Raw genomic sequence first — 13,760 nt, 5'->3', positions numbered from 1 at the left:
CGCGCCGTCTCACGACGGGAGCACGGATCAGAACATGAGGCGGTAGGTGTTCCAGCCGCTGGTGCCGATCTTCACGCGCGGCTTGAACGGCGTGGTGCCGTTCGCGGTGCCCTTGTACAGCCACAGGGCGCCGGTGGTCTCACGGGCGACCAGGTCGGTGATGCCGTCGAGGTCGATGTCGCCGGTCGAGACGAGGGCGTTGTAGGCGTTCCAGCCGCCGCCGATCCTGGTGCGGGGGGCGAACGGCGTCGTGTAGCTGCCGGTGCCCTTGTAGAGCCACAGCACACCGGAGCTGTCGCGGGCGACGATGTCGTCCTTGCCGTCGCCGCTCAGGTCGCCCTTGCCGGCGATCTGGTTGTAGGCCTGCCAGCCGCCGCCCACCTTGTAGCGGGTGGTGACCTTGCCGTTGCCGTAGCCCAGGTACAGCCACAGCGTGCCGTAGCTGTCACGGGCGAGCAGGTCGTCGGCGGTGCCGCCGCCCAGCTGGCCCGCGGACAGGACCTTGTTGTAGATGCTCCAGCCGCTGCCGATGGAGACCGGGTCGCCGCCGTACGCCATGTACGACAGGCGGCCCGCGGTGACGTCCCAGATGCCGTCGGCGCTGCCGTCGTGGTCCTGGTCGACCTGGGTGATGAACTTGGCGTTGCCCCAGCCGTAGCCGGTGTAGACGCGGGCGTCGAGGCCGCCCTGACCGTTCGGCGGGTAGCCGTACATGTCGCCGCGGGAGTCGACGCCGTAGAGGGCGTTCACCTGGGCGTCGGAGGTGCTCTCGGCGGCGAAGGCGCTCGCGTTGCCCGAGGGCTTCTGGACGGCGGCGGACGCCGTCCGCTCCTGCGGCGCGTCCGCCGCGACGGCGGCCGTCGTGGTACCGACCAGGGCGGCCGTTATCGCCGCGACCGTGACACGGGACAGGACGCCCGTGCGGTTCAGGCCAGAAGAGTTGGCCACGTAATACTCCAGATCCGTATGGAATGAGGCAGTCCCGCCGCGCGCTCGTGCCGGAGGGCAGGGCTGGGCGGGACCTCTATGATCCAGGATCCTTCTCACGAGATCTTCACCGGGCAACTGGTTTGTGACACAACTGTTTCGATGGCGGTCGTATGCACCATTTGCGCGTTTCCTTCCGCGCGTCTCCGGTCGCCTGACGCCCCGGCCCGGCCCATGGGGCGACCCTGATGCCATGTCAAGGGTGTTGCGCGGCGAATGCTTGGACGAAACGCCGCAGATCCAGCGTGCTTATCCCGGAGGTCTCAACTCGGGAAAGATGGTCGTGCAAACCTGGTTTCGATCTTGCTCCCGTGAAGGGAAGTGGACTATACCTGTCGGCGTCCAGCCAGTCGGAGCAATCCGGCGACGGCCCGACGCGTGCACGACCCGGCTGCAAATGACCGCGGTGGCGGGGCCCTTCGCCTGTGGCGAGTGAGTACGGGCGACCGGCACACCGCCTGAGTCCTGAATGAAGGCGAGGACTTGAGCATGGGATCCACCTCCGCACACCACAGTGAGGGCCTCGGCCGTCGCGATCTGATCAAGCGTTCCGCCGCCATCGGTCTGATCTCCGTGCCGACCATGGGTTTCCTGTCCGCCTGCGCGAGCGGTGGCGACAGTGGTAACGAGAAGGTCGAAAAGGGCACGAAGTCCGACAAGAATCCGCTCGGGGTGAACGAGGCGGCACCGCTCGATTTCGTCCTCTTCGACGGCGGATTCGGACAGCAGTACGCCAAGGACGCGATCAAGGTCTACGAGACCAATTACCCCAAGGCGAGCGTCAAGTTCACGCCGACCCAGAAGATCACCACCACGCTGCAGCCGCGCTTCAACGGCGGCACCCCGCCGGACCTCATCGACAACTCCGGCGCCGAGCAGATGGACATGGGCGTCCTCGTCGGCCAGAAGCAGCTGGCGGACCTCACCCCGCTCCTGGACGCGCCGTCCATCGACGACCCGAGCAAGAAGGTCCGCGACACCCTGCGGCCCGGCATCGTCGAGATGGGCCAGTTCGACGGCGACCCGGTGTGGATCCTGTACTACGCCTACACGGTCTACGGCGTCTGGTACTCGCAGAAGCTGCTCGACTCCCTCGACGCGAAGTACCCCGAGACCTGGGACGAGATGCTGGCCGTCTGCGAGAAGGCCAAGAAGAAGGGCATCGCGGGCTGGACGTACGCCGGCAAGTACCCGTACTACGTCCCCTTCTCGCTCTACCCGATGATCGGCAAGGTCGGCGGCCGCGAGGTCCTCGACGCCATCGACAACCTGGAGCCGAAGGCCTGGGAGCACCCCGCGGTCAAGACCTGTTTCGAGGCGTACTACGAGCTCGTCAGGAAGGGCTACATCCTCAAGGGCACCCCCGGCCTCGACCACATCCAGTCGCAGACCGCCTGGACCGAGGGCAAGGCGCTGTTCATCCCGAACGGCTCCTGGGTCGAGAACGAGGCCGCGAAGACCATGCCGGCCGACTTCGACCTGGCGGTCTCGGCACCGACCGGCATCGACTCGTCCGACAAGATGCCCTTCGGCACCATCTGGGCGTCCGGCGGCGAGCCCTTCATCGTCCCGGCGAAGGCGAAGAACCTGGAGGGCGGCCTGGAGCAGCTGCGCATCATGCTCAGCGAGGCCTCCTCGAAGAACTTCACCCAGTCCGTGAAGTCCCTGACCGCCTTCAACGGCGGCACCGACGGCATCGAGCTGACCCCGGGCCTCAAGTCCGGCGTCGCCGCCCTGGAGAAGGCCGGCCAGAACGTCGTCAACCCGCGCCTCCAGGACTGGTACGTCGCCCTCCAGAAGGAGAAGATCGGTGTCGCCGGCCTCGGCGAGATGATGGCCGGCCGCGCGACCCCGGCCGAGACGATCAAGAAGATCCAGAAGTACGCCGACGAGGCGGCCAAGGACTCCTCGATCAAGCACTACAAGCACCAGTGAGCAGTGCCGGGGCCCCTTCCCGCCGACCGGGAGCGGGCCCCGGCCCTCGGCGCGTGGCACCAGCGGCGCGTCTGTCGCGGGAAAGATCGGGGTCGGTAGGAATGCAACACGGAAAGTACCGTTTCATCGTGGGGTTCCTGGCGGCCCCCCTCGCGCTCTACGTGCTGTTCGTCATCTGGCCGTTCATCCAGTCCATCTACTACTCGTTCACGGACTGGACCGGACTGAGTCCCGAATTCGGGATGGTCGGATTCGACAACTACAGCAGGATGCTGGACGACGAGGTCTTCTGGAAATCGCTCCAGCACAGTCTGACCTTCGCGGTGGTGCTGCCCCTGGTGACCGTGGGGCTCGCGCTCTTCTTCGCCTTCATGCTCAATGTCGGCGGTCGGCGCCGCAGGGGCGCGGCGATCGCGGGTGTGCGCGGATCCTCTTTCTACAAGATCGTCTATTTCTTCCCGCAGGTGCTGTCGATCGCGATCGTCGCGCTGCTCTTCCAGTTCGCGTACAACCCGAACAGCGGAGCCATCAATTCCGTACTGAAGGGCGTCGGTCTCGACAGCATCCAGCCGGACTGGCTCGGAGATCCCGACCTCGCCCTCATCTGCGTGATGGTCGTCCTCGTCTGGTCCACGGTCGGATTCTTCGTCGTCCTCTTCTCGGCCGGCATGGCCTCCATTCCGAGGGACTTCTACGAGGCGGCCCTGCTCGACGGCGCGAACCGCTTCACCACGTTCTTCAGGATCACCATGCCGCTGCTCTGGGACACCGTGCAGTCCGGCTGGATCTACATGGGCATCCTCGCGCTCGGCGCGGAATCCTTCGCCGTCGTCCAGATCATGACCGTCGGCCCCAACGGCGGCGGACCCGACTTCTCCACCATCGTCCTTCCGCTGTACGTGTACCAGAAGGCGTTCCGGGACGGTCAGGCCGCCTACGCAACGACCATCGGTGTCGCGCTCCTCGTCGTCACGCTGGCCTTCGCGGCCGTCGTGATGAAGGTGGGCCGGCGCGAGCGGCTGGAGTTCTGATGAAGACGACCGACACTGCCACCACCGGCGTCGAGACCCCCGGCTCCCCGGCCGGCCCCGGCCCCGCGGTCGCCAAGACGGCGGCGCCCGCCCCCCGCAGGACCGCCAAGGCCGAGGGCGCGACCCTCAACGTCTTCTCGCACGGCGTCCTGATCATCTGGGCGATCATGGTCGTCATGCCGCTGCTCTGGGCGGTCATGACCTCCTTCAAGACCGACAAGGCGATCTTCACCTCCCCCTGGTCGCTGCCCGACGGTCTGCACTTCGAGAACTGGTCGCGCGCCTGGACCGAGGCGCACATGAGCGACTACTTCCTGAACACCCTCCTGGTGGTCGGCGGCTCGCTCTTCGGCACGCTCCTCCTCGGCTCCATGGCGGCCTACGTCCTGGCCCGCTTCGACTTCCCGGGCAACCGCTTCATCTACTTCCTCTTCATCGGAGGGATGAGCTTCCCGGTCATCCTGGCGCTCGTGCCGCTCTTCTACGTGCTCCAGAACATGGCCCTGCTCAACACGCTGCACGGCCTGATCCTGGTCTACATCGCGTACTCGCTGCCGTTCACCGTCTTCTTCCTCACGGCCTTCTTCCGCACCCTGCCGACCTCGGTGGCGGAGGCGGCCTTCGTGGACGGCGCCTCGCACACCCGGACCTTCTTCCAGGTGATGCTGCCGATGGCCAGGCCCGGCCTCATCAGCGTCGGCATCTTCAACTTCCTCGGCCAGTGGAACCAGTACCTGCTGCCGACGGTGCTCAACACCGAGCCGGAGAAGAAGGTGCTCTCGCAGGGCCTCGTCCAGCTGGCCGTCAGCCAGGGCTACAAGGGCGACTGGTCCGGCCTCTTCGCCGGCCTGGTGATGGCGATGCTCCCGGTCCTCGCGGCGTACATCGTCTTCCAGCGGCAGGTGGTGGCCGGCCTCACGGCCGGCGCCGTGAAGTAACCCCGCCACCGCACTTCCCGGGGCCCCCGGCGCGTCCGCGCCGGGGGCCCCGCGCGTCGTGTGACGCTCGCCGTCCGACACTCAAGGTCTTGACGGGGACCAAGCCGAAAGCGTCCCCTTAGAGTTCACATGTTGGAGAAAACGGTGGGAGTGAGAGAGTCGATGGAGACTCCGGGATCGCAGACGTCTCTGCACAGGGCCAATCTCGAACGGGTCGTCCGGGCGGTGCGCATGGCCGGCTCGCTCACCCAGGCGGAGATCGCCCGGACGACGGGCCTCTCCGCCGCGACGGTCTCCAACATCGTGCGGGAGCTGAAGGACGGCGGCACCGTCGAGGTCACGCCGACCTCCGCCGGGGGCCGCCGGGCCCGCAGCGTCTCGCTCTCCGGCGACGCAGGCATCGTGATCGGAGTGGACTTCGGCCACACCCACCTGCGGGTCGCCGTCGGCAACCTCGCCCACCAGGTGCTCGCCGAGGAGGCCGAGCCGCTCGACGTGGACGGTTCCGCCGCCGAGGGCTTCGACCGGGCCGAGCAGCTGGTCAAACGGCTGATCCGGGCCACCGGCATCGGCCCCGACAAGGTCATCGGCGTCGGCCTCGGCGTGCCCGGTCCGATCGACGTCTCCTCCGGAACCCTCGGCTCGACCTCGATCCTGCCGGGCTGGAGCGGCATCAACCCCGCCGACGAGCTCTCCGGCCGGCTCGGCGTCCCCGTGCACGTCGACAACGACGCCAACCTCGGCGCGCTCGGCGAGCTCGTCTGGGGCAGCGGCCGGGGCGTCAAGGACCTGGCCTACATCAAGGTGGCCAGCGGCGTCGGCGCCGGCCTCGTCATCGACGGCCGGGTCTACCGGGGCCCCGGCGGCACCGCCGGGGAGATCGGGCACATCACCCTGGACGAGTCGGGACCGGTCTGCCGCTGCGGCAACCGCGGCTGCCTGGAGACCTTCACCGCCGCGCGGTACGTCCTGCCGCTGCTCCAGCCGAGCCACGGCCCCGACCTGACCATGGAGCGGGTCGTCCAGCTGGCCCGGGAGGGCGACCCCGGCTGCCGCCGGGTGATCGCCGACGTCGGCCGGCACATCGGCAGCGGCATCGCCAACCTCTGCAACCTCCTCAACCCCAGCCGGGTGGTGCTCGGCGGCGACCTCGCGGAGGCCGGTGAGCTGGTCCTCGCGCCCATCAGGGACTCCGTCGCGCGGTACGCGATCCCCAGTGCCGCCCGGCAGCTCTCGCTGGCCCAGGGGGCCCTCGGCGGCCGCGCCGAGGTGCTCGGCGCCCTCGCCCTCGTACTGAGCGAAATGGGCGATTCGACCCTGTTGGGGAGCGCGCTGCCCGCCGCTGCTCCGACGTCCCGCCTTGCCTTCACTTAGATAACGAACACCGTCGTTGTCATCTCGTTAAGGATTTACTTCTTGACGGCGACGTTGCGGCCGAGTTGACTTCGGGACACCTCGGCCGCACCGTCGCGGCCTCGTCAGGGAGGCAACCCCACATGAACGCAGTGACGCGTCGTGCCGTCATAGCCACGGCCGCGGTCTCGATGGCCCTCTCGCTCGCCGCCTGCGGCAAGGCCGGTGGCGACGACAGCGGTGACAAGGGCAGCTCGACCAAGATCGGTCTGCTCCTGCCGGAGAACAAGACCTCGCGTTACGAGGCCCTGGACAAGCCCCAGTTCGAGAAGGCCGTCAAGGCCGCCTGCTCCGACTGCGAGATCGTCTACAACAACGCGGTCTCCGACGTGGTGAAGCAGAAGCAGCAGTTCGACCAGCTGATCGCCGACGGCGTGAAGGTCATCGCCCTCGACCCGGTCGACGCCGCCAAGGCCGAGGGCTGGGTCAAGGACGCGAAGGCCAAGGGCGTCAAGGTCGTCGCGTACGACCGTGCCGTCCCGGGCGCCGACGCCTACGTCAGCCACGACAACAACAAGGTCGGCGAGCTCCAGGGCCAGGCCCTGCTGACCGCGCTCGGCGCGAAGGCCGCCACCGCCAACGTTGTCATGATCAACGGCGACGAGAAGGACCCGAACGCCGCCCTGTTCAAGAAGGGCGCCCACACCGCCCTCGACGGCAAGGTCGGCAAGATCGCCTACGAGGCCTCCGGCGAGTGGGACCCGAAGGTCGCGGGCGAGAAGATGTCCGCCGCGATCTCCTCGGTCGGCAAGGACAAGATCGGCGCCGTCTACTCCGCGAACGACGGCATGGCCGGCGGCATCGTCACCTCCCTCGAGAACGCCGGCGTCAAGGGCATCCCGGTGGGCGGCCAGGACGCCGAGGTCGCGGGCGTCCAGCGCATCATCGCCGGCACCCAGACCTTCACCATCTACAAGTCGCCGCTCCAGCTGGCCCCCGAGGCCGCCAAGTTCGCGGTGAACCTGCTCAAGGGCAAGGACATCGGCGCCCAGGGCCAGACCGACGGCGTGCCCTCCACGCTCTTCGCCCCGGTCGTGGTCGACAAGACCAACATCCAGTCCACGGTCGTCAAGGACGGCATCTACAAGGCCGCCGACCTCTGCACGGCGGACCTCGCCGCCAAGTGCACCGAGCTGGGCATCAAGTAACCCCGCCCGAACCGGCCGGGCCCCACGAGGGCCCGCCGGCGCGGATCCCGGCGTGAGCCGCCCCCGAAGCGGGCGCCGCGCGGCCCCGAGTACAGAGGGTGAAGACCCCCGGTAACAAGGCCGGCGCACCGCGCCCGGATCCGCCCCCTCCAGCCCGTCCGGCCCCCGACCGACCCAGACCCCGCTGTCGGTCCGGGGGCCGGACGAGCCCAGCCCCCCCTCGAAACTTCGGCGCTGCACCGGCGGCGCGACATGCCGCCGCCCCCCCGGGCGGCGAAGGAGTTGGTTCACGTGTCCCAGACGCCCGTGCTGGCGTTGCGCGGGATCTTCAAGCGGTTCGGAGCGGTCCAGGTCCTCTCCGGTGTCGATCTCGAAGTCCACGCAGGAGAGGTCGTCGCGCTCGTCGGCGACAACGGAGCGGGAAAGTCCACGCTGGTCAAGACGATCGCCGGCGTGCACCCCATCGACGAGGGCGTCATCGAGTGGGAGGGCGAGCGCGTCGAGATCCAGCGCCCGCACGACTCCCAGAACCTCGGTGTCGCGACCGTCTACCAGGACCTCGCGCTCTGCGACAACCTCGACGTCGTCGCCAACCTGTTCCTCGGCCGCGAGATCAAGAAGGGCGGCGTCCTCGACGAGGTCGCCATGGAGAAGCGGGCCAAGGACCTGCTCTCCACGCTCTCCATCCGCATCCCCAGCGTCCGCATCCCCGTCGCCGCCCTCTCCGGCGGCCAGCGACAGGTCGTGGCCATCGCCCGCGCCCTGGTCGGCGACCCGAAGATCGTGATCCTGGACGAGCCCACCGCCGCGCTCGGCGTCGAGCAGACCGCGCAGGTCCTCGACCTGGTCGAGCGGCTGCGCGAGCAGGGCCTCGGCGTCATCCTCATCAGCCACAACATGGCCGACGTCAAGGCCGTCGCCGACACCGTGGCCGTGCTGCGCCTCGGCCGCAACAACGGCACCTTCCCGGTGGCCACCACCACGCACGAAGAGATCATCGCCGCGATCACCGGAGCCACGGACAACGCCGTGACCCGCCGTCAGGCCCGCAACGCGGAGGTAGCGAAGTGAGCACCACCCCCAGCACCTCCGAGGACACCGTGCCCGAGCCGCGCGCGGGCGAGGAGGCGGCCCCGGCCGCCGCCGCGGTCCCCGCCGTCGACCCCCGCCTCCTCGTCCGCGAGCAGGGCTTCAAGGGCTACGTCGAGGAGTTCAAGCGCAAGATCCGCTCGGGCGAGATCGGCTCGCTGCCCGTCGTCGTCGGCCTGATCGTCATCGGCGTCGTCTTCCAGGCCCTCACCGGCAACTTCATCACCTCGTACAACCTCGACCAGATCACCCTGTACGCGGTGGGCCCCGGCATCATGGCCGTCGGCATCGTCTTCGTCCTGCTGCTCGGCGAGATCGACCTCGCCGTCGGCTCCGTGGCGGGTCTGGCCGGCTCGGTCTGGGGCGTCCTCGGCACCGACATGCCCGACGGCCTCGCCATCCTCCTCGGCATCCTGTCCGGCACCCTGATCGGCGCCTTCCACGGCATCGTCTTCGCCAAGATCGGCGTGCCCGCCTTCGTCGTCACCCTCGCCGGCTTCCTCGGCTGGGCCGGCCTGCAGACCTGGGTGATGGGCGACCGGTCGACCATCTCCACCCCGATCGGCAGCTTCGTCAACGACCTCACGAAGTACTACTTCTCCGACGTCGCCGCCGCCTACGGCCTCGCCGTGGTCGTCGTCGCCGCCTTCTACCTGGCCCAGCTGCGCGACTCCCGCCGCCGCAAGGCCGCCGAGCTGCCGCACCGCCCGCAGAGCGAGATCATCCTGCGCACCGCCGTCCTCGCGGTCCTCGTCCTCGTCGCCGCGTACGGCTTCAACCAGGAGCAGGGCCTGCCGCTCTCCCTGGTGATCTTCCTGGTGATCCTGCTCGTCACCGACTTCGTCCTGCGCCGCACCACCTACGGCCGCCAGGTCTTCGCGGTCGGCGGCGGCATCGAGGCCGCCCGCCGCGCCGGCATCAACGTGTCGTGGATCCGGATCTCGGTCTTCATGGTCTCCGGCACGCTGGGCGCCGTCGGCGGTCTCTTCCTCGCCTCCGCGACGGGCGGCGCCGACCGCTCCCTCGGCGGCGGCAACCAGCTGATGATGTGCATCGCGGCCGCGGTCATCGGCGGCACGTCCCTGTTCGGCGGACGCGGCAAGGTCTGGTCGGCGCTCCTGGGCATCCTGGTCATCCAGTCGATCGTCCAGGGCCTCAACCAGATGAACCTGTCCTCGAACGCGATCCAGTACATGATCACCGGAGCGGTCCTGCTCATCGCCGTGATCATCGACTCGGTCTCCCGCCGCACGCAGAAGACGGCGGGCCGCGCGTAACCCCCGTCACAGCAGCCCGGCACCGGAAACCGGTGCCGGGCTGTGGTGCGTCCGAGCCGGTATACGCGCGCGTACGGAAGCAGGTGCGCGCGCGTACGGACAAAGGCGCACGCGCGCGTACGGAACCGGTGCACGCGCGCGTACCGGAGCCGTACAGGTCAGCGGCTTGTCGGCCGTACGGGTGACGCCTCACCCCCCGGCCCGATGCCCACGATCCAAGACGGAACATTAGACTCGACAAATCGGCAAGCTCGACCAGCTCAAAGCAAGGAGGAACGGGTGGCTCTGCTGACCCGTATCAGGGGACCGCGAGATCTGGACCGGCTCTCCCCGGAACAGCTGGACCAGCTGGCCGACGAGATCAGGACGTTCCTCGTGGACGCCGTCTCCAAGACCGGCGGGCACCTCGGCCCCAACCTCGGCGTGGTCGAGCTGACCATCGCCCTGCACCGGGTGTTCGACTCCCCGAAGGACAAGGTCCTCTGGGACACCGGCCACCAGAGCTACGTCCACAAGCTCCTCACCGGACGCCAGGACTTCTCGAAGCTCAAGATGAAGGGCGGCCTCTCCGGCTACCCCTCGCAGGCCGAGTCCGAGCACGACGTCATCGAGAACTCGCACGCCTCCACCGTCCTCGGCTGGGCCGACGGCCTGGCCAAGGCGAACGAGGTCCTGAAGAAGGACGACCACGTCGTCGCGGTCATCGGCGACGGCGCCCTCACCGGCGGCATGGCCTGGGAGGCGCTGAACAACATCGCCGCTGCCAAGGACCGCCCGCTCGTCATCGTCGTCAACGACAACGAGCGCTCCTACGCGCCCACCATCGGCGGCCTCGCCAACCACCTGGCCACCCTGCGCACGACCGACGGCTACGAGCGCTTCCTCGCCCGCGGCAAGGACATCCTGGAGCGCACCCCGGTCGTCGGGAAGCCGCTCTACGAGACCCTGCACGGCGCCAAGAAGGGCCTCAAGGACTTCATCGCCCCGCAGGGCATGTTCGAGGACCTCGGCCTCAAGTACGTCGGCCCCATCGACGGCCACGACATCGAGGCCCTGGAGTCCGCCCTCACGCGCGCCAAGCGCTTCGGCGGCCCCGTGATCGTCCACTGCCTCACCGAGAAGGGCCGCGGCTACCAGCCCGCCCTCCAGGACGAGGCCGACCGCTTCCACGCCGTCGGCAAGATCCACCCCGACACCGGTCTGCCCATCGCCTCCTCCGGCGCCGACTGGACCTCGGTCTTCGGCGAGGAGATGGTGGCGCTCGGCAAGGAGCGCGAGGACATCGTCGCCATCACGGCGGCCATGCTCCAGCCCGTCGGCCTCGACAAGTTCGCCAAGGCCTTCCCCGAGCGGGTCTTCGACGTCGGCATCGCCGAGCAGCACGGCGCGGTCTCCGCGGCCGGCCTCGCCACCGGCGGCCTCCACCCGGTCTTCGCGGTCTACGCGACCTTCCTCAACCGCGCCTTCGACCAGGTCCTGATGGACGTGGCCCTGCACAAGTGCGGCGTCACCTTCGTCCTGGACCGGGCCGGCATCACCGGCACCGACGGCGCCTCGCACAACGGCATGTGGGACATGTCGATCCTCCAGGTCGTGCCCGGCCTGCGGCTCGCCGCCCCGCGCGACGCCGACCAGGTCCGCGCCCAGCTGCGCGAGGCCGTCGAGGTCACCGACGCCCCGACCGTGGTCCGCTTCTCCAAGGGCGCGGTCGGCCCGGCCGTCCCCGCCGTGCGCCGCGTCGGCGGCATGGACGTGCTCCGCGAGGCCGGCACCGACAAGCCCGACGTCCTCCTGGTCTCCGTGGGCGCCCTCGCGCCGATGTGCCTGGAGATCGCCGACCTCCTGGACCGCCAGGGCATCTCCACCACCGTCGTCGACCCCCGCTGGGTCAAGCCGGTCGACGAGGCCCTCGCCCCGCTGGCCGAGCGCCACCGGGTCGTCGTCACCGTCGAGGACAACAGCCGCGTCGGCGGTGTCGGCTCCGCCGTCGCCCAGGCGCTGCGCGACGCCGGGGTGGACGTACCGCTGCGTGACTTCGGCATCCCGCCGCGCTTCCTCGACCACGCCTCCCGCGGCGAGGTCCTGGCCGAGATCGGGCTGACCGCTCCGGACATCGCGCGCCAGGTCACCGGTCTGGTCTCGCGGCTCGACGGACGGTTCGAGAGCAGCGCGAAGGCCGTGGAGCCCGCCCGCGACTGACGGGGGGCGACCTCACCCGGCGTCACCTTTGGGCCGGTCGGCTCACTCTTCGGAGTGCCGACCGGCCCTTTCGCGTGCATTCTGGCCACAGGACGGGCAGCCCCATGGCAGGGAGGTGGACGTGAGTACGGACCAGCAGCCACGCGCCAACACCGGAATGTTCCGGACCAAGACGGTCGAGCAGTCGATCCGCGACACCGAGGAGCCGGAGCACGCGCTCCGGAAGTCCCTGTCCGCCTGGGACCTGACGGTGTTCGGCGTCGGCGTCATCATCGGCACCGGCATCTTCGTCCTCACCGGCAAGGTCGCCAAGGAGAACGCCGGACCGGCGACCGCCCTCGCCTTCGTCGCCGCCGGCATCGTCTGCGCCCTCGCCGCCCTGTGCTACGCCGAGTTCGCCTCGACGGTGCCGGTGGCGGGATCGGCGTACACCTTCGCGTACGCCTCGATCGGCGAGCTGCCCGCCTGGATCATCGGCTGGGACCTGGTCCTGGAGTTCGCCCTCGGCACGGCGGTGGTCGCCGTCGGCTGGTCCGGGTACGTCAGATCCCTGATGGACAACATCGGCTGGCACCTGCCGGCCGCGCTCGAAGGCCCGGACGTCACGGGCGGCACCTTCGACATCCTGGCGTTCCTGCTCGTCCTCGTGCTGACCGTCGTCCTCGTCCTGGGCATGAAGCTCTCCGCCCGGATCACCGCGGTCGTCGTCGCGATCAAGGTGACCGTGGTGATGATCGTGATCATCGCCGGCCTGTTCTTCATCGTCGGCGACAACTACAAGCCCTTCATCCCGCCGGCCGTCTCCCCGCCCGGCGGCACCTCCGGCTGGAACTCGCCGATGGTCCAGCTGATCTTCGGCTACGAGCCGACCAACTTCGGCGTCATGGGCATCTTCACCGCCGCCTCCGTCGTCTTCTTCGCCTTCATCGGCTTCGACGTGGTGGCCACCGCCGCGGAGGAGACCAAGCTGCCGCAGCGGGACATGCCCCGGGGCATCCTCGGCTCGCTCTTCATCTGCACCGTGCTGTACGTGGCGGTCGCCCTCGTCGTCACCGGCATGGAGAAGTACACCAGGCTGTCCACCAGCGCCCCGCTCGCCGACGCCTTCAAGGCGGCGGGACACCCCTGGTACGCGGGCGTGATCAGCTTCGGCGCCGCCGTCGGCCTCACCACGGTCTGTCTGATCCTGCTGCTCGGCCAGACCCGCGTCTTCTTCGCGATGAGCCGCGACGGCCTGCTGCCGCGCTTCTTCTCCGTCACGCACCCCCGGTTCAGGACCCCGTACCGGCCGACCATCCTGCTCGGCGTGATCATCGCCGTCGTCGCCGGCTTCACCAGCATCAACGAGCTCGCGACCCTGGTGAACATCGGCACCCTCTTCGCCTTCGTCATGGTCGCCATCGGCGTCATCATCCTCCGCCGCACCCGCCCCGACCTGCCGCGCGCCTTCCGCACCCCCTGGGTGCCCGTGCTGCCGATCCTCTCCGTCGCCGCCTCGGTCTGGCTGATGCTCAACCTGCCGGGCGAGACCTGGTTCCGGTTCGCCGTCTGGATGGTGATCGGCTTCTTCGTGTACTTCCTGTACGGGCGCGGTCACAGCCGGCTCGGCCGGGAGGGCCAGGACGCCCGGTACTGAGCGGGCCAGGGCCGCGGGGTCCCCGGGCGCGGCGGAGAGCGTCCGGGAGGGCGGATACAGTCGGTTCGTAGCCGAACTCCTCCCGACGACCGGAGTGCTGGACCCCC

General features: G+C 69.1%; 10 protein-coding genes. 9 read left to right on the top strand and 1 reads right to left on the bottom strand.

The window, feature by feature from the left end:
• Nucleotides 1–27: 27 nt before the first annotated feature.
• Entirely contained in the window at nucleotides 28–948 is a 921-nt protein-coding gene (locus ACIGW4_RS00715) for an FG-GAP repeat domain-containing protein (RefSeq protein ID WP_399577523.1), read from the bottom strand.
• Nucleotides 949–1,476: 528 nt separating this feature from the next.
• On the opposite strand from ACIGW4_RS00715, the gene ngcE reads away from it, so the two are divergent.
• From ngcE to ACIGW4_RS00670, 9 genes are all read left to right on the top strand, one after another.
• Nucleotides 1,477–2,922 carry an N-acetylglucosamine/diacetylchitobiose ABC transporter substrate-binding protein gene (gene ngcE / locus ACIGW4_RS00710; protein WP_123455949.1) on the top strand — a complete coding sequence of 482 codons (1,446 nt, stop codon included), beginning with the start codon at nucleotides 1,477–1,479 and terminating at the stop codon, nucleotides 2,920–2,922.
• A gap of 101 nt (nucleotides 2,923–3,023) precedes the next feature.
• The gene (locus tag ACIGW4_RS00705; protein WP_123455950.1) at nucleotides 3,024–3,953 is read left to right on the top strand and encodes a carbohydrate ABC transporter permease; all 930 of its coding nucleotides are present in this window, start codon (nucleotides 3,024–3,026) and stop codon (nucleotides 3,951–3,953) included.
• Nucleotides 3,953–4,891 (top strand): carbohydrate ABC transporter permease, encoded by a 939-nt coding sequence (locus tag ACIGW4_RS00700; protein WP_123455951.1) that lies wholly within the window; start codon nucleotides 3,953–3,955, stop codon nucleotides 4,889–4,891. The genes ACIGW4_RS00705 and ACIGW4_RS00700 overlap by 1 nt, the downstream gene beginning before the upstream one ends.
• A 162-nt stretch (nucleotides 4,892–5,053) precedes the next feature.
• On the top strand, nucleotides 5,054–6,265 hold the full coding sequence (locus ACIGW4_RS00695) for an ROK family transcriptional regulator (RefSeq protein WP_123455952.1): 1,212 nt from the start codon (nucleotides 5,054–5,056) through the stop codon (nucleotides 6,263–6,265).
• 122 nt (nucleotides 6,266–6,387) lie between these two features.
• Nucleotides 6,388–7,452, top strand: a complete 1,065-nt coding sequence (locus ACIGW4_RS00690; RefSeq protein ID WP_123455953.1) for a sugar ABC transporter substrate-binding protein — start codon at nucleotides 6,388–6,390, stop codon at nucleotides 7,450–7,452.
• A 282-nt stretch (nucleotides 7,453–7,734) separates the two neighbouring features.
• The gene (locus tag ACIGW4_RS00685) at nucleotides 7,735–8,523 is read left to right on the top strand and encodes an ATP-binding cassette domain-containing protein (RefSeq protein WP_015037000.1); all 789 of its coding nucleotides are present in this window, start codon (nucleotides 7,735–7,737) and stop codon (nucleotides 8,521–8,523) included.
• A complete protein-coding gene (locus ACIGW4_RS00680) occupies nucleotides 8,520–9,818 on the top strand; it encodes a sugar ABC transporter permease (protein WP_399577518.1) in 1,299 nt (432 codons plus the stop codon). Before ACIGW4_RS00685 ends, ACIGW4_RS00680 begins: the two co-directional genes overlap by 4 nt.
• 279 nt (nucleotides 9,819–10,097) lie before the next feature.
• Nucleotides 10,098–12,017, top strand: coding sequence for a 1-deoxy-D-xylulose-5-phosphate synthase (gene dxs / locus ACIGW4_RS00675; RefSeq protein WP_123455955.1), 1,920 nt, complete (start codon nucleotides 10,098–10,100; stop codon nucleotides 12,015–12,017).
• A 157-nt stretch (nucleotides 12,018–12,174) separates the two neighbouring features.
• The gene (locus tag ACIGW4_RS00670) at nucleotides 12,175–13,653 is read left to right on the top strand and encodes an amino acid permease (protein WP_123455956.1); all 1,479 of its coding nucleotides are present in this window, start codon (nucleotides 12,175–12,177) and stop codon (nucleotides 13,651–13,653) included.
• Nucleotides 13,654–13,760: the final 107 nt, after the last annotated feature.

Source organism: Streptomyces sp. NPDC053513 (genome assembly GCF_044544765.1).
Taxonomy (GTDB): Bacteria; Actinomycetota; Actinomycetes; order Streptomycetales; family Streptomycetaceae; genus Streptomyces; species Streptomyces litmocidini.
The sequence above is the reverse complement of the archived record's forward strand: the minus strand, read 5'-3'. Positions and strand labels throughout refer to the sequence as shown.